Below are 25293 nucleotides of genomic sequence, written 5' to 3'. Positions count from 1 at the left end.
TTACGATCCGACTAGTCGGTCGTTTTGGATGATGTCGTGGGTGAGGTCCGATAGTGATGTAGGGCGTTGCGCGTTTCCTGTAGCCGCTGGCGAAGGCTGCTACAGGTTATGTGATGGACTTTGCGGTCAGGGCTGCCAGCACATCTGTCACGGAGCCAAACTCCCGATCCACCCCCGGCAACACCGGCCGCTGCAACACAATCACCGGCACCCCCCGTTCCCGCGCCACTTCCAGTTTCGGCTCGGTCGCGGTGCTGCCGCTGTTCTTGCTGATCAGCACATCAATCTGCCGACGTTCAAACAGCTCGCGTTCGTCATCGATCAGAAACGGTCCGCGTGCGCCGATGACTTCGCAGCGTTCGTTGCCGGGGTAAATGTCCAGGGCGCGCAAGGTCCAGAATTGCTCCGGGGGGATTTCGTGCAGGTGCTGCAACGGTTCGCGGCCGAGGGTGAACAGCGGTCGATGGAAGGGTTTCAAGGCTTCGATCAGCTCGGGCCAGTCGCGGACATCTCGCCAGTCATCGCCGACCTGTGGCTGCCAGGCGGGACGTCGTAATGCCCAGCAAGGAATGCCCGACCACTGCGCGGCGGTCGCGGCGTTCTGGCTGATTTGGGCGGCGTAGGGATGGGTGGCGTCCAGCAGCAGATCGATCCCTTGCTCGCGAATGAATTGCGCCAGGCCTTCGGCACCGCCATAACCGCCGACGCGCACCTGGCAGGTCAAGTCCGTTGGCACCCGTCCGACGCCGGCCAGGCTGTAGATGTGCTGCGGCCCCAGGGTTCGGGCGATGGCCAGGGCTTCGGTAACGCCGCCGAGCAACAAGATGCGCTTCATTGAAAAGCTCCCGCATGGCCGACAATCCCGCCCTGGCGATCGATGGCAAAGACTTCAACCTGGACCTGCGCCGGCACCACGCTGCGGGCAAACTCCAGGGCGTGCTGGCACACCGCATCACCGAGGGCGATGCCTGCCGCGCTGGCCATTGCCAAGGCTTGCTGGCTGGTATTGGCCTCGCGAATCCCTTGTTGCAACGTCTCGTCGGCGCCAATTGCGGCGGCCCATTCGGCCAGTTGCGGCAGGTCGATGCTCGAATGTCGGCTGTGCAAATCCATGTGCCCGGCCGCCAATTTGCTGATCTTGCCGAAGCCGCCACACAGGCTGAGTTTATCCACCGGGACTTTGCGCAGGTGCTTGAGGACGGCGCCGACAAAGTCGCCCATTTCGATCAGGGCGATTTCCGGCAAGTCGTAGACCCTGCGCATGGTGTCTTCGCTGGCGTTGCCGGTGCACGCGGCGATGTGCAGGTAACCGTTGGTCTTGGCTACGTCGATGCCTTGATGGATCGAGGCGATGTAGGCCGCGCAGGAAAACGGCCGGACAATGCCGCTGGTGCCAAGGATCGACAGCCCGCCGAGAATCCCCAGGCGCGGGTTCATGGTCTTCAGGGCCAGCGCTTCGCCGTCTTCAACATTGACGGTGACCTCGAAACCGCCGGTGTAGCCGAGTTCTGCAGCCAGCGACGTCAGGTGATCGGTCATCATCTTGCGCGGCACCGGGTTGATCGCCGGCTCGCCGACGCCCAGCACCAGACCCGGTCGGGTGACAGTGCCAACGCCACGCCCGGCTTTGAATTGAATGCCGGGCTCGGGGATCAGTCGCACCTGGGAATACAACAGCGCGCCGTGGGTCACGTCGGGGTCATCGCCCGCGTCCTTGATCGTCCCGGCTTCGGCACCGTTATCGATCAGGCGACAGAACTCCAGGCGCATCTGCACCTGCTTGCCCTTGGGCAAGATGATCTCTACAGCGTCAGCGCTCACCCCGGCCAATAACAAGCGGGCCGCCGCCAGGCTGGTCGCCGTGGCGCAGCTGCCGGTGGTCAGGCCACTGCGCAGAGGGGCAGGTTGTTCGGCGGTTTCGTCACGCATCGAAAGGCTTCGTCACATCCAGCAGGGTAATCGGCAGCGCCTGACGCCACGTGTCGAAGTCCCCCAGCGGCTGGGCCTGGGCGACGTGGATGCGAGTCAGTTCGCCGCCATGGCGTTCACGCCAGGCCATCAGGGTCACTTCGCTTTGCAGCGTGACCGCGTTGGCGATCAGCCGGCCACCGGGTTTGAGTTGCGCCCAACAGGTGTCGAGCACGCCCTCGCGGGTGACGCCGCCGCCGATGAAGATCGCATCCGGACGTTCGAGCCCTGCCAGCGCCAACGGCGCACTGCCGCGGATCAGTTGCAGGCCGGGGACGCCAAGGGCGTCGCGGTTGTGCTCGATCAAAAATTGCCGACCTTCATCGGCTTCGATGGCCAGTGCCCGGCAGGTCGGGTGCGCGCGCATCCATTCGATGCCGATCGAGCCACTGCCGGCGCCGACATCCCACAGCAGTTCGCCGGGTACTGGTGCGAGGCGTGCCAGGGTGATGGCGCGCACATCGCGCTTGGTCAATTGGCCGTCGTGCCGGAAAGCCGAGTCGGGCAGTCCGGCCAGTCGGGACAGGCGCGGCGTCTCTGGATCGGCGATGCACTCGATGGCGATCAGGTTCAGATCGGCGACTGATGGATCGTTCCAGTCATTGGCGACGCCATCGATACGTCGTTCGTCAGCACCGCCCAGATGTTCCAGCACGCTGAGACGGCTCGGGCCAAAACCGCGCTCCCGCAGCAGCGCCGCGACAGTGGCCGGGCTCTGCGCGTCATTGCTCAGCACCAGCAAACGTATGCCGCTGAACAACTGTGCATTGAGCGCGGCGACCGGGCGAGCCACCACCGAAAGCGTCACCACGTCCTGCAATGGCCAGCCCAGTCGCGCCGCCGCCAGCGAGCAGGAGGACGGTGCGGGCAGGATCTGCATTTCGTCGCTGGGCAGTTGCCGGGCGAGGCTGGCGCCGACACCGAAGAACATCGGATCGCCGCTGGCCAAGACACAGACCGGTTCCCCGCGCAGCGCCAGGACAGGGTCAAGGGAGAATGGGCTGGGCCACAACTGCCGCTCACCGCGAATGCACACCGGCAGCAAATCCAGCTGCCTTTGGCCGCCAATGATCCGCGAAGCACGCAGCAGGGCATGCCGGGCGTTTCTGCCCAGGCCCTTGAAGCCGTCTTCACCGATTCCCACTACTGTCAGCCACGGTGACATCTGCCGTCCTCAAAAAAAGTCCTCAAACGGACTGTTCCGACGGGCAGGCTTTTCATGCCGTCGAACAAAGCAGGCATAATACCGCGCCTTCGCCCGCGAAGCGCCTTTCCCACACAGCCGGTCGCGCCCTTGAACGAACGTCCGATGTCCACCGCCTTACGCCCCTCGGCCTGCCCGGGGTTGCTGCGTATCGTCCAGGCATTGGATGGCGGCATTTGCCGGATCAAATTGAATGGCGGCTCGATCAGTGCGGCGCAGGCCGACGCGGTGGCAGAGGCCGCCGAGCGCTTTGCCGGCGGCGTGATCGAGGCAACCAACCGCGCCAACCTGCAGATTCGCGGGATCGGCAGCGAACACACTGCCTTGATCGACAGCCTGATGGCCGCCGGCCTGGGCCCAAGCAGCGCCGCCGGCGACGATGTGCGCAATCTGATGCTCAGCCCGAGCGCCGGCATCGATCAGCAGATGCTCTTCGACACGCGTCCGCTGGCCGGGCAGATCCTTGCCACGCTGCAAAGCCATGCACGTTTCCACGACCTCAGCGCCAAATTCGCCGTGCAGCTCGATGGCGGCGAAGGTCTGGCGATGCTCGAACATCCCCATGATCTGTGGTTGTCCGCCACCGAGCGTGACGGCGAGCGGGTCTTCGCCTTCGGCTTGGCGGGATGTCCGGTGGACCTGCCAGCGGGCGCGGTGTCGCTGGAGCAGGGGCACGCGTTGGTGGTCGCGGTGCTGGAGTTGTTTCTGGAGTGCGCGCGCCCCGAGCAGACCCGGATGCGGCACTTGCTCAGCGAATGCTCGCTCGACCTGTTTCTCGCCCGCCTGGCCGAGCGCGTGCCGTTGAAGTCCATCGATAGCTGGCAGCGCACAGTCAGCCCAGATGTCTTGCATATCGGCGCGCATCCGCAGCGTGATGCCGGGCATGTCTATATCGGCGCGGTGCCGCCGTTGGGCCGCCTCAATCCCGAGATGCTCAGGGGCGCAGCGCAACTGGCGCGAGAACGCGGCGATGGCAGTCTGCGTTTCACGCCTTGGCAAAGTCTGTTGTTGCCCGGTGTCGCAGTCGACGAGGCGGCTCAAGTTATCCACAGCCTCGAACAGCTCGGCCTGCGCTGCTCGGCAGATGATGCCCTCGCGCACCTCATTGCCTGCACCGGCTCGACCGGCTGCGGCAAAGGCCTGGCCGACACCAAGGGCGATGCCCGGCGGTTGGCGGCGTTGCTGCAAAGCCACGGCAGGACCCTGGACGTGCATGTGTCCGGTTGCCAACGTTCCTGCGCGGCGGCGCACATTGCGCCGATGACGTTGCTGGCGGTTTCTCCCGGTCACTACGACCTCTATTTTCGCGATGCAGCGCAGCCGGGATTCGGCGCGCTGCACGCACGCAACCTTACTATTGAAGCGGTCGCGGCCTTGCTCGACGCCCGCTCACGGAGCCCCCTTGATGCTTGATTACATCCGCGACGGTCAGGAGATCTATCGCAACTCCTTCGCGATCATTCGTGCCGAGGCCAACCTTGCGCGTATTCCAGCAGACCTGGAAAAACTCGCGGTGCGGGTGATCCACGCGTGCGGCATGGTCGATGCCATCGATGGACTGCAATTTTCCGAGGGCGCGGGCAAGGCCGGGCGCGATGCGCTGGCCGCTGGCGCGCCGATTCTGTGTGATGCCCGGATGGTCTCCGAAGGCGTGACCCGCACGCGCTTACCCGCGAACAATCAAGTCATCTGCACCCTGCGCGACGACAGTGTCCCGCAGTTGGCCCTTGAGCTGGGCAACACCCGCTCCGCCGCCGCACTGGAACTGTGGCGTCCGCACCTGGAAGGCAGTGTGGTGGTGATCGGCAACGCGCCGACCGCGCTGTTTTATCTGTTGGAAATGCTCGACGCGGGCGCACCGAAACCGGCGCTGATTCTTGGCTTCCCGGTGGGCTTCGTCGGCGCCGCCGAATCGAAAGCAGCGCTGGCGGCGGACAGTCGCGGCGTGCCGTTTGTCATCATGCAGGGCCGGCTGGGTGGCAGCGCCATGGCCGCGGCTGCCGTCAATGCCCTCGCCACGGAGATCGAATGATGCAGCAGCCTGGACGCTTGATCGGCCTGGGCGTCGGCCCCGGTGACCCGGAACTGATTACCGTCAAAGCCCTGCGCCTGTTGCGCGAATCGCCGGTGGTGGCGTATTTCGTCGCCAAGGGCAAAAAGGGCAACGCCTTCGGCATCATCGAAGCGCATTTGCAGGACGCGCAAACACTGCTGCCACTGGTGTACCCTGTGACCACCGAGGCGTTGCCGGCGCCGCTGTCGTACGAGCAAGTGATCAGCGATTTTTACGATGCGGCCGGCGAAGAACTCGCCGCGCACCTGGACGCTGGCCGGGACGTGGCGGTGATCTGCGAAGGCGATCCGTTCTTCTATGGCTCCTACATGTACCTGCACGATCGTCTGGCCGAGCGTTACGAAGCCGAAGTGGTGCCGGGTGTCTGCTCGATGCTAGGTGGCGCTTCCGTTCTGGGCGCGCCGCTGGTGTATCGCAATCAGAGCCTGTCGGTGCTGTCCGGCGTGCTGCCCCATGACGATCTCAAGCGTCGTCTGGCCGATGCCGATGCGGCGGTGATCATGAAGCTGGGGCGCAACTTTCCCAAGGTCCGCCAGGTGCTCGAAGAACTCGGCCTGGCGCAGCGTGCGCTGTACGTCGAGCGCGCGACCATGGCCAATCAGAAAATCGTGCCGCTGGATCAGGTCGAGCCGATGTCCTCGCCGTACTTCTCGTTGATCATCGTTCCCGGCGAAAGGTGGCAAGGCTGATGTCCCGTCCAGTTCCGGCCATTGTCATTCTGGGCAATGGCAGCCTTGCCACTGCGCGCAAGATTCAGCAGGTGTATCCCGGCGCATTGATCCATGGCCTGGCCGGGCGGGTTGAAGGCGCCGACCGCGTCTATCACGAGTTTGGCGCGACATTGCGTGAGTTCTATCAACAGGACATCCCGGTCATTGCCTTGTGCGCGGCCGGCATCGTCATCCGCACACTGGCTCCGTTGCTGCTGGAAAAAGGCGCCGAGCCAGCGGTTCTGGCCGTGGCCGAAGACGGCAGCGCTGTCGTGCCGCTGTTGGGCGGGCTGGGTGGGGTGAACGTCATGGCGCGAGAAATCGCCGCCGCGCTCGACGTCTCTGCGGCCATCACCACCAGTGGCGAATTGCGCTTTGGCACATGCCTGCTCAATCCACCGAGCGGTTATACGTTGGGTGATCTGGAACTGGGCAAACGCTTTGTCTCGGACCTGCTGGCAGGTCAACACGTGCGCATCGAAGGTGCTGCGCCCTGGCTGGCTCAAGCGCAGTTGCCGGAAGATCCCGAGGCACCGTTGTCGATCCACATCGGCAGTGCCGAGCGCGCCCCAGCGGCCAATGAGTTGATGATCTACCCGCGCAGCGTGCTGGTGGCTGTGAGTGGCGAAATAACCCAGGTGCCGAGTGCCATTCGCGCGGCGTTGCGGCAGGCGAACATCGCTGTGCAATCGTTGGCGTGCCTGCTGGCCAGCGATCAGCAGATGGCCAACCCGGCGCTGCGTGAAGCAGCGCTTGAGTTGGGTGTGCCGCTGCGTTTTGCCTCGGTGGGTGGCGACGTCAGCGAACTGGCCCGCCACGCGCTGCCGGACGCCGCCATCGTTTTCCAAGGCAACGGCCTGGCGATTGCGCTGGCGAGCCAGCCGCTGGACCTGGCGCAGATCGGTCGTGCACGCGGACGTCTTGCGGTGATCGGCCTGGGCCCGGGTGCCGCCGAGCTGATGGTGCCGGCGGTCAAGGCCGAACTGGCACGCGCCAACGATGTGCTCGGGTACGAAACCTACGTGCGCATGGCCGGTCCGTTTCGTGATGATCAGGTGCTGCATTGCACCGACAATCGCGAGGAAATGCAGCGCGCTCGCCATGCTTTCGAACTGGCCGCTCAAGGGCGCTCGGTGGTGGTCGTATCGTCGGGTGATCCCGGCGTGTTTGCCATGGCCGCTGCCGTGCTTGAAGCGTTACACGAATCGAGTGAGCCGAGCTGGCATAGCGTTGACCTGGAAATCCTTCCGGGCGTCTCTGCGTCGCTGGCGACGGCGGCCCAGGCCGGTGCGCCGCTGGGGCATGACTTCTGCGTCATGTCGCTGTCGGACAACCTCAAGCCATGGGCGATCATCGAAAAACGTCTGGACCTGGCGTCTCAGGCCGATCTGGCGCTGGCGTTCTATAACCCGATATCCCGTTCCCGCCCATGGCAACTGGGGCGTGCGCTGGAGATTGTCGCGCAGCACCGTACCGCTGAAACGCCGGTGGTATTGGGTCGGGACATCGGCCGTCCGGGGCAGACCCTGCGTGTTATCACGTTGGGGCAGTTGACCCCGGATCAGGTGGACATGCGCACCATGGTGCTGATCGGTTCTTCCACAACCTGCACTTTCCCTCGTGTCGAGGGCGGTCAGTGGGTGTATACGCCACGCTGGTACGGCGACAAGCCAGCCGGTTAAGCCATCGCGGCCAGCCCGGCTGGCCGCAGCTCCCTCGTTTCCGTGCGTAGGATTTGTCACCGCGCCTCCCTGGAAACTCGCTCGCAAACCCGTCGTACATCGCCATAACGCGCCTGGAAAATGCCCTCGTCCACCCAGGACTCTTCGTTACTCCGACCGTCACGTTGTGAAACAACCGACACAGCCCATGTTGTTTGCGGTCGTGCGCGTATCGTTAATAAACATGTCAGGCAAAGATCAAAAGTTACACTTATATATTGGGATAAGTGTAATTAATTAATGGGTTTTGAGTTGGTTGAAGTTGTTGTGGTCGTCGTTTAGTGTTTTTAGAAGGCGGTGATTGCACTGCTGTGCAAGTTGCAGTGGTAAGTGCAGTTGCGGGCTTGCTCGATTAAGCATTGTTTAATCAGCTCTTTTTCTAATTTTTCCAATCATTAACGATGGGGCGCGCTCCGATTACATATCGAGGCATTGCACTGCGCCACCCACTGTTTTTTATCCAGCGTTCTCAACGATGACAGGATGTGATGCGTTATGAATATCGATAACCGGGTGGCGGACGGGGTCAAGGGATTTGCCGCTTTGTTTCAACTCGCTGAACTTGAAACGGCGCTCGAAGATTTCAAAGGAACGGCCGAATACGAGGCGATCGTGCGGTATTACCTTGCGTGTACCCGTGACTTGGCCCCCGAGCGGCAACGTGAACCCGTGGCATTGCTCAAGGAAGCCCTGGCGTCCTTGCAGACACCGCAAGGTCGCCGTCGGCGCGCCTCTGAGCTGGAACGCCCGCCTCAGCCCAAAGGGACGCAGGCGCCGGACCTGATGGAGATTCATGACAGGGTCGAAGCCTTTCAGGAGCGCTTGAACAGCCACGTCTCGCTCCTTCAATCGATGCCCGTCGAAGTGCCGAAGATCCTGCATTTTGTCTGGCTGGGGGGCGGTCTGGGGGCTATTCAGCGCGACTACATCAATGTCTGGAAGCAGGTGTTGGCGCACCGGGGTTATACCTTGAAACTCTGGTATGACAGTGACGAGCTGCTCGCCCACGAAACCAACCGGATCATTATCCAGGCAGCGAAAGCGCACGCCATGACCCAAGGAGGAGACACGCTCGATAACCCCGGAGAACTGGAGCGACTCTACGAAGAGCGGGCGATCGTGCTCAAGACGCAGATGTTTGAGCATATCAACGAGGTGGTAAAAAAAGGCGGCAGCGCCGACGACGCGAGAGTTGATCTTCTCGTGAGTGCTTATGCTCAGGATGAAGTTGCGCTCAAGGCGCTGCGCGATAAAAACCTGCGCAGCGTCGCCCTCGAGGGGCTGGAACGACGGGATGTAAAAACAGAACAGTCTTCGTTTCAAGTGAACGATATTTATCAGCGTGAAATCCGACTACGGGGAAACCTGGCAGCGGCCTCTGATGTGGTGCGGGTCGAAGTGTTATTTGCCGAAGGCGGTATTTATTCCGATGTCGATAATCTACCGCCACTGGTCGACTCGGTTGGCGAGGTGGATATCAGACACTTGCGTCCCAACGCGCGATTGGGCGTTTTGCAGTTGCTGCTCAATAACAACCCGCAGTGGATGCCGGGCCGTGAGGGAAACAAGTACGCGAGTTATCTGGAGAGTATTCCTCTGGAGCATCGCGAGTCCCTGGAGCGCTTTGCCAGGAACACACCTGCGTTGACCGATGTTTTTCTTCTGCCACAAGACCAACGTGTACGACTCGATGGTTTGCGCGCTGTCATCGACTCCAGCAGCCTCAACAATGCATGTTTGATGGCGCACGCGAAGTCGCAAATGCTGGGTGCCGTGCTCAAGCGCTTCAGGATCAACTACGACTTTCTCGACGCAGTGACGCAGCGGGCCGTCCAGGACGGCGTCCCTTTGTCCGATGTTCAGGCGCTGAGCAAAATAGCGAAGGAAGTTGCGCAGCAAACCTTCGGCCCCTTTGACAGGTTGCCCGATCTTGAAGGAGTGGATGTCGAATACTTGATGAGGGGCGTCGTCGGCTATTTTGGTGATGGCCTGCTGCCGGGCAGTGACGGCACCATCTATCTCACTGGACCTGCAGCGGTACGCCGCGCAATGGCTGATGCCTTGCAGGTGCCTTACACCGCCGGACTTGTTGAACAATGGAACGCCGAGGCGATACTCGCCGATAGCGTCAACCGCTTTACCGAAGAGGAGCTGGACCACTCCTGGAAAGAGGCCGAGGGCAATGCTCACGAATGGCTCGCCGAGGAAAAAAAACGCTGGAACGCAGGGGCGTTCAAGGCGCGCTACGCCGGTGATCTGACGCAGTTGCTTGACTATCAAAGTATTGATTTCGAGGAAGGCTGGCCGGTTATCGAAGGTCGCCATGTGCTGATCACCGATGTGTTGCAGCGCCTGGCCGATCATCTCGGCAAGCCGTTCCTCGAGGCCATGCGTCAACGCCATAGCGGCAGCGTGACATTCGATCGATGGGTATCCCTGAGCTTCGAGGACCGGCAAATGATCATCGCGCAGCAGGCCAGTGTTCGGCCGCCTGCTTCGCTCCCCGACCCCGACACGCGAGATCTGGCGGTGGGTGAATTGCTCAACCGGATCGCCAGGGAATCGCTGCCCATAGGCCAGGTGAATCCGTTGCAACGCCTGATGCTGGGGGCATTGTCGGGGGCCACGATGCTGGATAACCGAAGCTTCGACGCCGTCAGTGCAAAGCTGGAAAACCTTGCCAATACGGTGGCGGAGCTGGGGCCCTCCCTCGCTTATTCGGCGATAGAACATGCAGTGTTCAATGTGCACAGCCCCGCTTTCGAGGCCGGGTTGAGCAGTGGTTCCGAACATTCGCCGAGCTTCGTTGAAACAGCTACGCAGCTCCGGCAGCAAACGCTTGCGCAGGACCTGACGCTGTATCAATGGGGCCAGTCTGTCGCCCGGATTCAGCAAGTGGCGAAGCTTGAATACCGGACCCGGATTGTCGAACGTGCTGAGGAAGTGCTGGGCAGTTTTGACGAGGGCTATTTCAAACTGGTGCCGCAGGATTTGTTGCTCGAAGGAACCGGCGACCGCGTGGCTGGCCGTTGCCTGCCCCTGGCCTTGAGCATGGCCGGTGCAATCACCAAGGGCGGTCAGGCGGGCAACACCTTGCGCGAGCGGTTTTATCTGGGCGTCATCGCCGCCAGGGACAGTGATTCCAAATCCTTCTTGAGCATGCTCGAGGAGCTTAGCGGCATTCAGCTCAGCGAGATCGGCATGGCATTGCCTCGCGCCGATCTGGCGGCTGTCGTGGCACGACTGGAGGCTCAACCCTCGACCTGCACCTTGCTGCTCAACACTGACAGCCATGCCATGTTGGTCGCCAAAACAGTCAATGGCGGGCAGAGCACCTGGCATTTTTTCGATCCGAATTTTGGCGTCTTCGAATTCGATCGAGCGGAATCGTTCAGCAAGGCGCTGACCGCGTTTTTCATCCAGCACGAAATGGCCAGGAACTACGCTGCGTCCTTCGTCGGGGGTCATCCGCAGTTTGACCTGATCGCACTCGACGGCCACGCACTGAACCGGCAGCTGTTCCACTCCGGCCTCCCGCTTTCCAGTCTGTTTGAACCCGGGCCGCTGCCGGAGCAGATGGCGCCCCCGCTACGGCAACGGTTGGCCAGCGGTCGTGGCCAGTCCCTGGTGAACAACGCCGCGCTGGGGCGTTCGTTGCTGGAGCTTGATGCGCAGGGGTGGGGAGAGCAGATTGCGCAGGCGACCCGCCAGTTACAGGCGCAGCATCAACTGTCAGCGGATACCGTGCCGTTGTTTGAAACGCTGCACGTCACGCCGACCGGCGAGTACACGTTGAGTCTGGTCAATCCCAAAGCCGAACAAGCCATTACGGTTGTCAGCACCGGCGATCATCGATTCATCGGGATCAAGCAATACCTGTCCCGGGTGTTCGAAACCCTGGGCGGCCGCCAGCGCGTCAACGAGGTTGATCCCACGGAGGCCGGCAGCGTCCACACCCTCAACGCCGGTTTTTCCGTTCAAGCCTTGATGAACGCGTTGCGTCATCACGAAGGGGCCGCCAGTGAAGAGAACAATGCCCTGACCACGGCCATTCGCCTGCATGCCTATGTGAACCATGCCCAGTTGCTCCATGGCAACGTGGTGGATGTGCTGGGCGTTATCCAACTGGTCCGGCAGGCGCTGAACGACGAGAAGATTATTGCTCGAACCAGTGCTCCGTTAGTGCGCGGGGCGCTGGGGCATATCGGCAATGAAGGGGTGGGAACCGTGCTGGGGCTGGTGAATGTCGGGTTCGATATCTATCAGTTGAACCACGCGGCCAATGACATCCAAAAGGCGCAGTTTGGCACTCAGTTGGCCTTCGATTCCGCCAGCGCGGCACTGGCTGCCGCGGGCATTGGCGCCGGTCTGGTCGGGGCCGGTACGGCTGCGGCAGTGTTGGGCGGCGTGAGTGTCATTCTGGGCGGTCTGGCCGTGGGCGTTGCCGCGCTGGCTGAAGGGTTCGCAGCTATCGCAGAAGAAGCCAAGCAGGTCGGGCTATTCTTTGACCGCCTCGAAAAGGCTTACCGACAGGGCGGCTATCACCTGGACGAGGCCTCCAATACCTGGATCGCTCATCCACTGCCGGGATTCGCCGAACTGGACCTGCGCGCATCGACCGTGCGCTTCGACAGCCCGAGATTATTCCCGTTGCATGACCACCTGGGTGTCCCGGATTTCGATGTCGACTATAAGCGCGCCATCGATATCCGTCAGGGGCTTGGACTGCCTGCCACGGCTGCGTTCAAGCCACTGGCCGGCCAGGCGATCGTGCTGCCCTGCACGCCAAAAACCTGGTACGGCTACGATTACACGTTGTTGCCTTTTGTCACGACCCGTCATGACGCCGGGTTCGATACGGCGCGTCGCCTGGAGCAGAAAGACAGCGACGGTCGATTGCAGTTTCTGTTCTCGTTCTATTCGTTTCCCGGCGAATACGTGATCAGTCGGCTGAACCCTGTCTACAAACCCACCGTGTTCAACGTCCGCCTCGACCGCCTCGAGCGCTCGTTGGTGGTGCCCGTGCTGCCCAAGGAGTGGCACGGCCTGATTACCTACCGTATCGAGGGTGCCGGCGCCCAGTGCTCCGTCCTGCTCAATCCCGGTGTCAGCCTGGAGCTCGATGCGCCGGGTAATGGCGTCATGCGCTGGGTGATTGAAGCCCGCTGGCTGGACGAAGAGGCTCTCCATATAACACGTGCCGACCAATTCTCAGCCGGCACGGTCGAGGTCAAACTGACGGGGACCGCCCGGCGCGAGGTGCTGTTCAAACTGGCGGGCAACAAAGTCATGCGACTGGACCAGAACACCCTGCAATTGGTGTTGATCGAGGAAGAAGCCGACGTCACGCTTGATGAGCAGGCATTACTCGATCACTTCAAGACGCTGGCTCAAGCGCACAGGCTGGCGATGCCTTACACCCCGGTCCACGGGTTTGTCGTTCCCTTCGAAAAGCCCGACGAGCCCAGAACCGTCGTGGCCTTTTACGATGCGGCTCAGGATCGTTTTCTGTACATCCGTAACCACGACGTGTTGCTGGCCGACGAGGTCATGCTGGGCACCGTCGTTCAGGGTTGCGCCTACTTTTATCATCCCCAGGGGTATGAAATCTGGCAGGTCGACGCGACCACCGGCACGCTCATCCAGCGCTATCGCCTGTGGGTGACCAATGCCGAAACACAAATCACCGGCGTTACTCTCCTGGCCAGCGGTGCCATTCAGATCGTCCAGAAGGTGTCGCGCGAGGACGGTTCTCATGATGAACTCGTCTTCCTCGTTCACGAGCAGAGAGCGTTGCTGTGCTCCATCACCCGCAACCTCGAGCCTGCGTTAGCGACATTGTTGGCGGGGGATACGCTGGCTGACTGGACGCCGATCCTGGGCGACTTTGTGCCGCCCAAGGCCAGTCAGACGGTTGACTGGCAGTTTGCGGCTTTGATCTCTGTCTGCTGGCTGATTGAGGCCGATGTGCGGGATCTGGTGTGGGTTCGCGACAGGGATCGCATGATCATTCGCGCACCTGCCCGTGGGCATCGTGCACGAGGGTGGCCGGATTCGATCAAGACGCTGGACGACCTGGTGCTGATTACCCCTGCCGGCGCTGATGCCGACGTGATGGTCATCTTCGATAAGACCCAGCGCACTCTGGTGCGCCAGCAATGGTCAGTGGCAGGCGATCGCGGGCAATGGGTCAACATGCACATCACGCCGACAGGGTTGAAGGAGGTGATTGCCCTTGATTCGGGTTATGTCGCCCTCACCGATACCGGGCTGTTTTTCAATCTGAACGAACAGGGGCATCTGCAGTTCGGCGGGCTCGCCGACGCCTGGTTCCGGGATCGGCCGCAGTGGTGGTCGGCACTGCCCGGCATTGCGACGCAGTACCCGGTCTCAAGCTTTGCCTTGCTGGGTTTGGCCAGGACCCCAGGCGACGCGAAGTTGTGCGCCTGGTACGTGGGCGATCGGCTCCTGCTCTCGAGCCTTGGCCATGGAAAACCGGTGCGCTTGCTCAATGTCACCCCGGATGGGCAGGCCGTCTGGTTGTTTGATCTTTCAACGGGAGGCGTGTATCGGCAGGACTTCATCGACGTCGTGGTTCTGGAAAAGGCGTTCGCCGAGGGATCACAACAGGTGTCCGCGATGGCAGTGCCGGCACCGCAGCAGGAGTGGGATTCGTGGCGCTTTGCCGAGGTGACGGTCGACGGTACGGGCCTGCGGGCAACAACGCCTGAAGGCATCCAGCTGGCTTTGGATTATCGGGAGCCGGCGTTGATTACCGGCGTCGATGGTCATTGGGTTGCCAGCCATGACGGTGACTTGAGCGAGGCCTTGCTGGCGCTGGCGAACGAACATCGATGCGCCCCTTTTCTAACCGTCGCCGCGCCCGACAGCCACCAATGGTTCGTGGTTAAAACCGGGCGATTGATCCGCGTCCCGAATGCCGACATAAAGTTCGCCTACGAGCTGATCGGCACACAGAAGCAAACCAGCGTGCTGCTGTATGAACGACCAGAAGGGCGCCTGAGCAGCTATCCGCAAAAGGGCCATGCCGGGCCACTCGACTATGTCCAGCGAACGGGCGAAGTGCAGGTGATCGACGCTCCGGCGAGGAGTCAGGACCTGCTGGCGTTGCTCGCCGATGATGTCAGCATCCTGGTCCTCAGGATGGGACAAGGCGCTGTCACGAGCCGACTCACCCAGGCGATCTGGTTGAAGCTTGAATCGGTGATTGTCGATTGCCGCTATGCACTGGGCCAGCGGCCTTTGATTGCAGGCAAGCTGATCTGGGATATCAAGGTCGCCGATCAGTTATGGGCGAGCCTGGTGGATGAGCACTTGGTGATTGTCGATGCGGACAGCGGGCACAGTTTGATATTCCGCGGCGTGCATGGCGGTGATGTGAGCGGGCGTGGGGATGTGTTTCTCTCGATGGAAGGGGATGTGTCGTGCGCGGTGTCGACCTTGGTCGCCACACTGGTGGCGCAAAAGGGACACCCGCAAAGTATCGGGTTTAAACAACTCTTGTCGTTGAGCCGTGCGCCGTCGGTGCCGGAGCTTCCAGCGATGGCTTGACGGTACGAAGGTAGGACCCTTTCCGCCACTATGCGAAAACGCCCCTTTTGGGGCGTTTTTGTTTATGGAGAACAGCGGCGCGTTCCGGCCGTTTATGGCTGCCTCCTCCTCAAAGCAAATCGTTTCATGATCTTGTCGCGTAGTTTAGTCGCCATGAATGCCCTTTTTGTGTCGAGCACATTTCTATTCAATTTAAGAAACGCACTCTGCTGCACGAGCTTTGCTGATTGATTGTCCCAAGGCCAAAACAAAAAGCGGCTTTGTGCTGTATTGGCAACCAGCTCAAGATTAAAGATGGCCATGTGAAGATTCCCGCTTGAGTCGTAGCGAGACGGAGCCACCTGGAAACGCTGCCCTTTAAGACTTTCCTCGTCCAGTGACAGGACGGCGGGCTGATCGGAGACCAGCGCATCCAGGGTGTCGATCATGGCATTACCCTGCCTGGGGTTCATGGTTTGCGCGCGTTGCACCAGAAAATCGGCAATGCTCCCGGAAACAGTAACGCGGGTGCGTGTCGTGATGGCCCCGTCATGGAGCGACCAGCCCAGAAACATCAGTGTGCGCACATATTCATCCAGCCAGCTTTGTGAGTTGCCAAAGCGATTGTGAGCGAGGTCAGCCGAACTTGTTGAAAGACGAGTGCAGTCAGTTAAATCGTCATAGTCTTGCAAGGATAGTTCGTCGATACAGGAAATAAGATTGTGGTGTGTCACCACGCCAGAAGGTGTTTCGTTACGCATAAGTCACTCTTGATTAACATGAATAATTTGAAGTGTGCGAGCAGTATGTCGCTGATGCAGATTACAGCCGGCTAAGTGGGCGCGGGCGCGAATGTGCTGTGATTATGTTTCTTGGTTTTAGTTTGTTGTGGGTGCGGTGGGTGCGAAGTTGTTGTTGTACATATACGGAATTTAAATTCGGTTTGTTGATGTGTGGGCAGTGCGTTAGATTTCAGAAGTGCCCCGAGGGCCTATATAAATCTACGAAAGGAATAATGAATATGGACGTTATGGAAAGTGCTGTTAGTGTCGAAAATAGCATCGCTTTGGTAAAGGCTCGCATTGATAAGCGCCGGTTATTGCAGCCAGCGATTGGTCGGGTAAAACGGCAGGCGGTAGCCGCCGTCATGAGTAACCCCACCAAAGAACTGGATGCGGTGGTATTGGCCGATACTCTGGTGGGTTATGGGGCAAACATCTCCCTTGAAAACATGGCGATTATTGAAAACCTGATCAAGTTTGCGAAGCTGGAGGCGAGCTACGAAGTTCCAAGTGATAATCCCAAAGACTGGTATCTCGCTTTCCTGAAATGCATGGATGAAGCAGGTTGTTTAGTCGCCGACTCTGGTTACACCTCCTATCAGAAGAGTGCGCATCAGTTAACAATGGATAACATCGTTACCGATATCGTCAAAGCGGGTGTTGATGCGGCGAAAGCGGCGCTGCCCGGCGCTGCAGTTCTCGGTGCGATTGCCGACAGCGCGTTAGGTGCTCTTAAGAAAGAACCTGAAGCCATCAAGTTGTTCAACAGTGAAGTGATCAAGAAGAAGGGGGTCCGGCTCGCCGTCATGCCCTGTGATCAACTGGCGAACGGTATCATTCTCACTTCGTTGACTTCGATTGATTGCATCGATGACAGCAACAAAAAAGAGCCTCTCTTTTTTGACTGGAAAGCGTCGAATGTGGATATTTTTCGTGGCAACGCTTACATGACCTTTAACCCACTTCGTTACGCGGCACTAAAGGATGATCTGGAAGAGTACCTTGGGCAGTATTACAAGGCGGCACTGAGCAAACGGTTTCAACGACGCAAGAACGCAATCAGCTAAAAAAAAGGGCCAATGGCGTCATGCCATCGGCCCTTTTTTATCACGCGCAGAAGTCAGGGAACCAGATAGCCCTTGACCCCGGTAAAGATGATTTGCGCCGCGAGCGCACAGACAAACAAACCCATCAACCGGCTGACGATCTGCAAGCCCTGGTCGCCGAGAATCCGCTCGATCCGGTTCGACAGGTAAAGCACCACGCCAACCGTAAAACTGGCCAAGGCAATACTGAGAATCGCCGTGAGCTTGTCGTCCCAATGCGGCTGGCTGACTCCCATTACCAGCAAGGCGCCGATGGTGCCGGGGCCGACCGTCAGGGGAATGGTCAGCGGGACGATCGTCACATCCTGCTGGACATTGTCGGTCTGTACCGCTGACTTGCCTTGGGCCATGCCCAATGCCGAGATGAACAACACGCTGCCGGCACCGATGCGGAACGCGTCGACGGTAATGCCGAAGACGCTGAAAATCACGCGCCCGAACAGGTACAGCAGGATGCTGGACACCAGGGTGGCAATCGCCACTTTCCAGGCCAGGCGCCGTTGTTCCTTGCGCGAATAGCCGCGGGTCAGACTGATGAAGCAGGACAACACGAAGAACGGGCTATAGAGCACCAGCATCTTCAGGTAAACGCTGAATAACACATGGAGCATGGTGCAGGCTCACAGTCTGGGAAAGTCGAGGGGGAGTCTATCAGGCGTTACGAGGTCTGTCGGCTCAGGAGGTTTGAGCCGTCGCCCGGTTTTGCTGATCCCGTTCCGCTACCCAGTGCTCAATCAAGTCGCGCAGCTGCGACAGCTCGACCGGTTTTGCCATGTGCCCGTCCATGCCGGCCTGGCGTGCGCGCTCCTTGTGTTCGGCGAGAATGTGCGCGGTCAATGCCACCACCGGTGTACGAATCCGCTGATTGCCGACTTCCCAGGCACGTAACTGCTGAGTCGCCGAGAACCCGTCAAGGATGGGCATTTCACAGTCCATCAACACCAGGTCATAGCGTTGGGCTTTCATCGCCTGCAAGGCTTCTTCACCATTGCTGGCGGTGTCCGGTTGCAGATTGAGCTTGCCGAGCATGCCGCGAATCACTTTGGTCGAGATGCTGTTGTCTTCCGCCACCAGGATGCGGAAATCGCTTGGGACCTTGACCGGAAGCATCGGGCCTGTTGGCAATTGCTGCGACATGGCCTGGCCTTTGTTGCGCTGGTTCAGCTCGTCCGCCAGGGTGGTCTTGAGGGTGTAGCCGGCCACCGGTTTGGCCAGGATACGTTTGATCCCGGAGTTGCGCGCGATGATCTTGCTTGGTGCGTTGCTGATGCCGGTGAGCATGATCAGCAGAATATCGTGGTTCAGGCTCGGGTCTTCCTTGATCTTGGCCGCCAGTTGCATGCCGGTCATGCCGGGCATGTTCTGGTCGAGCAGAACCACATCGAAGTAGTCGCGCAAGTGCGCTTTGGTGCGCAGTAATGCCAATGCCTCTTTACCCGACGGAACGGCACTGACGTTCAGGCCCCAGGCGCTGCACTGCTGCACCAGCACCTTGCGGCAGGTGTCGTTGTCGTCGACCACCAGCACGCGTGCACCTTGCAGCGGGCCATCGAGGTCCGAGGTCGGATGTTCGAGTCGATCAGGGTCCAGTGGCAGGGTCAGCCACAAGGTGCTGCCCTGGTTGGCGCCGCTCTTGATACCGAATTCACCCTGCATCAGGCGAATCAACTGGCGGGCAATCACCAGCCCCAGATTACCGCCCAGGCTGGTCGCCGAGAGGAAGTGCTTGCTGTGCAGCTCGGCGTGCATCAGGGCATCACGCTCTTCGGGTTCCATCGGCACGCCGCTGTCCTGCACGGCGATGCGCAAGCGCGGTTTGGCGCTGCGGTCATCGAGGGCGACGACGATCAGGATCTCGCCTTCGTCGGTTTTCTTGAGGGCGTTTTCCAGCAGGCTCAGCAAGGTCTGGCGCAGGCGCGTCGGGTCACCGCTGATGACGCGTGGCACTTGCGGCTGGATGAAGCTGATCAGCTCGACGTTTTGCTGTTCGGCCTTGGCGCGGAAGATGCTCAGGCAGTCTTCGATCAGGGCATTGAGGTCGAACTGCACATCGTCCAGTTCGATCTGCCCGGACTCGAGCTTGGAGATGTCGAGAATCTCGTTGATCAGTGTCAGCAGTTCGTTGCCGGCACTGTGGATGGTTTGCACATAGTCACGCTGTTTGACCGACAGGGGCGTACCCAGCAGCAACTCGGTCATGCCCAGCACGCCATTCATCGGGGTGCGGATCTCATGGCTGATCTTGGCGAGGAATTCGGCCTTGGCGTTGATCTCGGCATTGCTGGCTGCCAGGTCTCGACTGACGCTGAAGCGATCCTCAGTGATGCTGCGCTGTCGTTCACTCAGGGCAATGCTCATCAGCAGGCCACTGACGCAGATGAACGCGAGCAGCGTGATGATCAGGCCTTGCGGGGCAACTTGGGTTAGCCCCAGCAGGGCCGGCAATATGATCAGCGTGCCGATGTTGAACACCACCATCGCCGCAACGAACAGGCGAGCCGGGCGATAGCCTTTTTGCCAGTGATGGGCGCCGACGAACAACATGCTCAGGCCGGCCAGCGCCACCAGGGCGTAGGTCATGATATTGAGCGGCAGCGTGTTGACGAACAACAGCAACAAGCCGCAGACCACGATGAACAGGATGTCCCCCAGCAAAAGCTTGTTCAGCGGGTGCGGGCCGAGTGGGGCGAAGAAACGATAGGCGAACATCAGGCCGCAGGGCGCCGTCAGCAGCAAGGCAAGATAAGCGCCCGGCGTCTGCACGGCATGCCAGTCTGGTAGCCAGGGTCCGGCCAGGTTCAGCAGCAACAGCAGGCTGAGCATCAACAGCGCTTCGCATCCGGCGAGCCACAAACTACTGCGCGATCGCGTGTACGCATAGCGCACGAGGTTGTGCAGGATCAGCATCCCGATGCAACCGAACAGCAGGCCGTAAATCAGCGTCTGCTTCTGGTTGGCGGCGGTCATGATCGCCGATTGCAGGGTAATGAAAGGCCGCAACTGGTGTTCGGACACGAGCCGCAGGTAGACATCGAGGGGCTTGTCGCTTTGTGGCAGCGGCAACATGAAGTCGCTGCTGGGCAGGGGACGGTCAGTCTGGGGCTGCGAGGTGCCGGTGTTCAATTGATCGATCAGCGTGTCGCCGTCGAGCACATACAGGTTGAGGTGCGACAGGTCCGGCGCAAACACTCGCAGCAATTGCTCGTGTTTGCCGGGCGCCAGCCTGAAGCGCAGCCACAACGCCCCTCCGGGCTCGGCCGCAGTCAGGCGGTCCAGTTCGGTAGGGCTGAATTGATTGGTGTAGCGAGCGGAACGGATGTCGCTCAGCTGCAGGTCGCCCTGTTCATCAAGCAATACTGCCCAGCCACTGCCTTGCGCGGCCGACGCCGGGAGCATGCAGAGCAAGGTCAGCAATGTGACAGTGAAACCTATGGCAATCCTGAGCCAGCGCACGGCGAAATCCCTTCGTAGGTTGATGCCAGATTAGTACTATGCGCGGCGCCCGAATAGTCCGGCAAGGGCCTGAGGCCCTTGCCCGGCTGAATGGATCGCTTATTCCTGATTTTCGCCACGCTCGCGGGCAATGGCACGGTAGCCAATGTCCTTGCGATAGAAACAGCCTTCCCAATCAATCCTGGCCGCCAGCTTGTAAGCCTGCTGCTGGGCAGCATCGACGCTGGCGCCCATGGCGGTAGCGCAGAGCACCCGACCACCGGCCGTCACCACTTGACCGTCCTTGAGCGCAGTGCCGGCGTGGAAGACTTTGCCTTCCAGACCAGCGGCGGCTTCCAGACCGTTGATGGCGACGCCTTTAGCGTAGTCGCCCGGGTAACCGCCAGCTGCCAGCACAATCCCGACGCTCGGACGTGGATCCCATTGCGCTTCGACCTTGTCCAGGGCTTGCGCCAGGGCGGCTTCGACCAACAACACCAGGCTCGACTGCAAGCGCAGCATCACCGGTTGGGTCTCAGGATCACCGAAACGGCAGTTGAACTCGATAACTTTTGGGTTACCAGCCTTGTCGATCATCAAGCCCGCGTACAGGAAGCCAGTGTAGACGTTGCCTTCCTCGGCCATGCCGCGCACTGTCGGCCAGATCACCAGGTCCATGACCCGCTGATGAACTTCGGCAGTAACCACCGGGGCAGGGGAGTAAGCACCCATGCCGCCAGTGTTGGGGCCGGTGTCGCCGTCGCCGACGCGCTTGTGGTCCTGGCTCGTGGCCATCGGCAGTACATTCTTGCCGTCGACCATGACGATGAAGCTGGCTTCTTCGCCATCCAGAAACTCTTCGATCACAACGCGCGAACCGGCTTCGCCAAAGGCGTTGCCCGCGAGCATGTCGCGTACGGCGTCTTCGGCTTCGGCCAGGGTCATGGCAACGATGACGCCTTTACCGGCAGCCAGGCCGTCGGCCTTGATCACGATCGGTGCGCCTTTTTCACGCAGATAAGCCAGTGCCGGCTCGATCTCGGTGAAGTTCTGGTAGTCGGCGGTCGGGATCTTGTGGCGTGCGAGGAAATCCTTGGTGAAGGCTTTCGAGCCTTCCAGCTGAGCGGCGCCAGCGGTCGGACCGAAGCAATCCAGGCCACGGGAGCGGAACAGATCGACCACGCCTGCGACCAGTGGCACTTCCGGGCCGACGATGGTCAGGGAAACGTTTTTCTCGGCAAAGTCAGCCAGTTGCTCAAGGGCCAGCACGTCGATGGCGACGTTCTCGCACTTGGCTTCAGTGGCCGTACCGGCGTTGCCCGGGGCGACGAACACTTTCTGCACGCGCGGATCCTGAGCCACTTTCCAGGCCAGGGCGTGTTCACGGCCACCGCTGCCAATGATCAAAACATTCATTTCAAAAACCTCGGATGACGCTAATTCTGTTTTAGAACCTAAAGCGCTTACGCTGTAGGAGGTCGCAATGAAGCTGGTAGATGCAAGGCGGAGGCTACCTTGATGAGCGGAGTTGCCTTTTGGCAATGAGCATCATCAAGGTAGCCTCCAACGCAGCAGATGCCGGCTTCAGTGCGGCCGTTGTCTGATTAGTGACGGAAGTGGCGCATGCCGGTGAAAACCATGGCGATGCCAGCTTCGTCGGCAGCAGCAATCACCTCAGCATCACGCATCGAGCCGCCTGGCTGGATCACTGCGGTAATGCCAACCTTGGCCGCGTTGTCCAGACCGTCGCGAAACGGGAAGAACGCATCCGATGCCATCACCGATCCTGCCACTTGCAAGCCGGCGTGTTCAGCCTTGATCGCCGCGATACGGGCCGAGTTCACGCGGCTCATCTGGCCGGCGCCGACACCGATGGTCTGACGGTTCTTGGCGTAGACGATGGCGTTGGACTTGACGTACTTGGCCACTTTCCAGGCGAAGATCAGGTCGTGGATCTCTTGCTCGGTCGGTGCGCGCTTGGTCACGACTTTCAGGTCGTCGGCGCTGATCATGCCGATGTCGCGGCTCTGTACCAGCAGACCACCGTTGACACGTTTGTAGTCCCAAGCAGGGGCGCGGTCAGCCGACCATTCGCCGCAGGCCAGCAGACGCACGTTGGCTTTGGCGGCCACGATGGCGCGGGCTTCTTCGCTGACGGATGGCGCGATGATCACTTCGACGAACTGACGCTCGACGATGGCCTTGGCCGTTTCAGCATCCAGCTCGCGGTTGAACGCGATAATGCCGCCGAACGCCGATTCGGTGTCAGTGGCATAAGCCAGTTCGTAGGCCTGACGGATGCCGCCTTCGGCGTCCGGGCTTACGGCCACGCCGCACGGGTTGGCGTGCTTGACGATCACGCAGGCCGGCTTGACGAAGCTCTTGACGCATTCCAGCGCGGCGTCGGTGTCGGCCACGTTGTTGTACGACAGCTCTTTGCCTTGCAGTTGGGTCGCGGTGGCGATGCCGACTTCAGCAGGCTTGGCTTCCACGTAGAACGCCGCGCTCTGGTGCGGGTTCTCGCCGTAGCGCATTTCCTGAGCCTTGACGAACTGGCTGTTGAAGGTGCGCGGGAACTCGCTGCGACCTTCAGTGCTGAGGGTTTCAGCGGCCTGGTTCACGGTGCCCATGTAGTTGGCGATCATGCCGTCGTAAGCGGCGGTGTGTTCAAAGGCCTTGAGCATCAGGTCGAAACGCTGAGCGTAGGTCAGGCCGCCGGCCTTGAGGTTGTCGAGGACGCTGGCGTAGTCGCTGGCGTTGACCACGATGGCCACGTCTTTATGGTTTTTTGCTGCCGAACGGACCATGGTCGGGCCGCCGATATCGATGTTTTCGATGGCGGTCGGCAGGTCGCAACCTGGCTTGTTGATGGTGGCTTCGAACGGGTACAGGTTGACCGCCACCAGATCGATCGGCTTGATGCCGTGTTCGTTCATGATGGCGTCGTCGATACCGCGACGACCGAGGATCCCGCCGTGGATTTTCGGGTGCAGGGTCTTGACCCGACCGTCCATCATTTCTGCGAAACCGGTGTAATCGGCGACTTCCACTGCGGCAACACCGTTGTCGCGCAGCAGCTTGAACGTTCCACCGGTGGAGAGGATCTCGACGCCCAGGGCTTCAAGCTCCTTGGCGAATTCAAGGATCCCGGTCTTGTCGGAAACGCTGATCAAGGCGCGGCGGATCGGCAGGCGGGTAGTCTGGTCGGTCATTTCAATTTCCATCAAAAGCAAAGGAGTCAGCAAAAAAGGCGACCGTTTTTACGCGGGCGCCTTTCTGGTTTGATTGAATGCTTACAGCAAATCGTACTGCTTGAGTTTCTTGCGCAGCGTGCCCCGGTTGAGTCCGAGCAGCTCGCTGGCCTTGGTCTGGTTGCCCTTGACGTAGTTCATCACGCACTCGAGCAGGGGAGCCTCGACTTCGGAGAGCACCAGGTTGTACACATCCGTGACGGCAGCGCCCTCAAGGTGGGCGAAATAATTGTGCAGCGCTTTCTCGACACTCCCGCGAAGGGTCTGACCTTCTTCGCTCGGCGTGTTGAGGTGCTGTTTCAAATTCACGTTGTCGCTCACGGGTGTTGTTCCACTCACTAAAGTCTCGGTCATCATCGTCATGCGGCCACCCCTTCTCCGTCCCCTGTCAGGCTCTTATAACGTTCGGCGAAGAAGCCCTGAACGTTGGCGCATTGTGCTTCCGTATCTTCCAAACGATTGAAGTGGGCGCGAAACTCCCTGGCGCCCGGCAAGGTTGCGAGATACCAGCCCACATGCTTTCGAGCGATACGGACACCCATGACGTCTCCATAGAAGACGTGCAGTGCAGCCAGATGCTCTAGCAGAATGCGTTCCACCTCGATCAGTTCCAGTGCCGGGAGTTTCTCGCCGGTGCGCAGGAAATGATCGATCTCACGAAAAATCCATGGCCGCCCCTGGGCTGCCCGGCCTACCAGCAGGCCATCGGCACCGGTCGCATCGAGTACGTACCGGGCCTTCTCGGGTGAATCGATATCACCGTTGGCGAAGACCGGAATCGACACTGCCTGCTTGATCGCGGCAATGGTGTCGTACTCGGCTTCACCGGTGTACAGGTCGGCACGGGTGCGGCCATGGACCGCCAACGCCGTGATGCCTGCCTGCTCGGCGATCTTCGCCACCGTCAAACCATTCTTGTTGTCCCGGTCCCAGCCGGTGCGGATCTTCAAGGTGACCGGCACATCGACCGCAGCCACTACGGCGTGCAGGATCTCGGTGACCAACGCTTCATCCTTCAACAGTGCGGAACCGGCGGCCTTGTTGCAGACCTTCTTCGCCGGACAGCCCATGTTGATGTCAATAATCTGTGCGCCCAGTTCGACATTCGCTCGGGCCGCATCCGCAAGCATCTGTGCATCGCCACCGGCGATCTGTACCGAGCGAGGCTCGGGATCACCTTCGTGAATCATGCGCATCCGCGATTTGCGGGTGTTCCACAAACTCATGTCGCTGGTGACCATTTCAGAGACTACAAGTCCTGCGCCCAGTCGCTTGCACAGCTGACGAAAGGGCTGGTCTGTGACGCCCGCCATTGGTGCGAGAATCAAGCCGTTGTGCAATGTATATGGACCGATGCGTACCGCCGACATAGGACTTCCCTGTTGTGGGGCCGGATCATGAGAGTTCGAAAAAGGGTTGGCATGATACCCGCTCTCGATGACTGGATAAAGGCTGAATTGAACAAAATCTGAACAGTAATTCTGTTATCGCCAG

The 25293-nt window shown here is 60.3% G+C and carries 16 protein-coding genes; 6 read left to right on the top strand and 10 right to left on the bottom strand.

Going from position 1 to position 25293, the window contains the following annotated elements; all coding sequences use genetic code 11:
- Positions 1–106: 106 nt before the first annotated feature.
- From HNR03_RS20980 to cbiE, 3 genes are read right to left on the bottom strand one after another with little or no spacing between them, the layout of a single operon-like run.
- Positions 107–835, bottom strand: coding sequence for a cobalt-precorrin-6A reductase (locus HNR03_RS20980; RefSeq protein WP_259155562.1), 729 nt, complete (start codon positions 833–835; stop codon positions 107–109).
- On the bottom strand, positions 832–1929 hold the full coding sequence (locus tag HNR03_RS20975; protein ID WP_259155561.1) for a cobalt-precorrin-5B (C(1))-methyltransferase: 1098 nt from the start codon (positions 1927–1929) through the stop codon (positions 832–834). The genes HNR03_RS20980 and HNR03_RS20975 overlap by 4 nt, the downstream gene beginning before the upstream one ends.
- Complete coding sequence (gene cbiE, locus HNR03_RS20970) at positions 1922–3133, bottom strand: precorrin-6y C5,15-methyltransferase (decarboxylating) subunit CbiE (protein WP_259155560.1); 1212 nt, start codon at positions 3131–3133, stop codon at positions 1922–1924. The genes HNR03_RS20975 and cbiE overlap by 8 nt, the downstream gene beginning before the upstream one ends.
- A gap of 144 nt (positions 3134–3277) precedes the next feature.
- Between cbiE and cobG the strand changes: the two genes are divergently transcribed.
- The 5 genes from cobG (at position 3278) to HNR03_RS20945 (ending at position 15249) form a co-directional block, all read left to right on the top strand.
- Positions 3278–4585 carry a precorrin-3B synthase gene (cobG, locus tag HNR03_RS20965; protein ID WP_310504611.1) on the top strand — a complete coding sequence of 436 codons (1308 nt, stop codon included), beginning with the start codon at positions 3278–3280 and terminating at the stop codon, positions 4583–4585.
- Positions 4578–5204, top strand: coding sequence for a precorrin-8X methylmutase (locus tag HNR03_RS20960; protein WP_208670235.1), 627 nt, complete (start codon positions 4578–4580; stop codon positions 5202–5204). Before cobG ends, HNR03_RS20960 begins: the two co-directional genes overlap by 8 nt.
- The gene (locus HNR03_RS20955) at positions 5204–5935 is read left to right on the top strand and encodes a precorrin-2 C(20)-methyltransferase (RefSeq protein ID WP_033063954.1); all 732 of its coding nucleotides are present in this window, start codon (positions 5204–5206) and stop codon (positions 5933–5935) included. The genes HNR03_RS20960 and HNR03_RS20955 overlap by 1 nt, the downstream gene beginning before the upstream one ends.
- The gene (gene cobJ, locus HNR03_RS20950) at positions 5935–7638 is read left to right on the top strand and encodes a precorrin-3B C(17)-methyltransferase (protein WP_259155558.1); all 1704 of its coding nucleotides are present in this window, start codon (positions 5935–5937) and stop codon (positions 7636–7638) included. The genes HNR03_RS20955 and cobJ overlap by 1 nt, the downstream gene beginning before the upstream one ends.
- A gap of 534 nt (positions 7639–8172) precedes the next feature.
- Complete coding sequence (locus tag HNR03_RS20945) at positions 8173–15249, top strand: TcdA/TcdB pore-forming domain-containing protein (RefSeq protein ID WP_259155557.1); 7077 nt, start codon at positions 8173–8175, stop codon at positions 15247–15249.
- Between the two features lie 92 nt (positions 15250–15341).
- Here HNR03_RS20945 and HNR03_RS20940 read toward each other — a convergent pair whose 3' ends face one another.
- A complete protein-coding gene (locus HNR03_RS20940; protein WP_259155556.1) occupies positions 15342–15989 on the bottom strand; it encodes a hypothetical protein in 648 nt (215 codons plus the stop codon).
- A 260-nt stretch (positions 15990–16249) separates the two neighbouring features.
- Between HNR03_RS20940 and HNR03_RS20935 the strand changes: the two genes are divergently transcribed.
- Positions 16250–17077, top strand: coding sequence for a hypothetical protein (locus HNR03_RS20935; RefSeq protein ID WP_259155555.1), 828 nt, complete (start codon positions 16250–16252; stop codon positions 17075–17077).
- 53 nt (positions 17078–17130) lie between these two features.
- Here the strand turns inward: HNR03_RS20935 and HNR03_RS20930 are convergent, their stop codons facing one another.
- From HNR03_RS20930 to dusB, 6 genes are all read right to left on the bottom strand, one after another.
- Positions 17131–17727, bottom strand: coding sequence for a MarC family protein (locus HNR03_RS20930; RefSeq protein ID WP_222589598.1), 597 nt, complete (start codon positions 17725–17727; stop codon positions 17131–17133).
- Positions 17728–17791: 64 nt separating this feature from the next.
- A complete protein-coding gene (locus tag HNR03_RS20925) occupies positions 17792–20569 on the bottom strand; it encodes a hybrid sensor histidine kinase/response regulator (RefSeq protein ID WP_259155554.1) in 2778 nt (925 codons plus the stop codon).
- Positions 20570–20668: 99 nt separating this feature from the next.
- Positions 20669–21964 (bottom strand): phosphoribosylamine--glycine ligase, encoded by a 1296-nt coding sequence (gene purD, locus HNR03_RS20920; RefSeq protein WP_259155553.1) that lies wholly within the window; start codon positions 21962–21964, stop codon positions 20669–20671.
- 188 nt (positions 21965–22152) lie between these two features.
- Positions 22153–23760: a bifunctional phosphoribosylaminoimidazolecarboxamide formyltransferase/IMP cyclohydrolase gene (purH, locus tag HNR03_RS20915; protein ID WP_259155551.1), complete on the bottom strand. Its 1608-nt coding sequence runs from the start codon at positions 23758–23760 to the stop codon at positions 22153–22155.
- A gap of 81 nt (positions 23761–23841) precedes the next feature.
- Positions 23842–24162 carry a DNA-binding transcriptional regulator Fis gene (gene fis / locus HNR03_RS20910; protein ID WP_007907419.1) on the bottom strand — a complete coding sequence of 107 codons (321 nt, stop codon included), beginning with the start codon at positions 24160–24162 and terminating at the stop codon, positions 23842–23844.
- Positions 24159–25169, bottom strand: a complete 1011-nt coding sequence (gene dusB / locus HNR03_RS20905; RefSeq protein WP_208670221.1) for a tRNA dihydrouridine synthase DusB — start codon at positions 25167–25169, stop codon at positions 24159–24161. The genes fis and dusB overlap by 4 nt, the downstream gene beginning before the upstream one ends.
- Positions 25170–25293 lie beyond the last annotated feature (124 nt).

This window comes from Pseudomonas sp. JAI111 (assembly GCF_024809425.1).
Classification (GTDB): domain Bacteria; phylum Pseudomonadota; class Gammaproteobacteria; order Pseudomonadales; family Pseudomonadaceae; genus Aquipseudomonas.
This window is presented reverse-complemented; position numbering and strand designations above follow the sequence as displayed.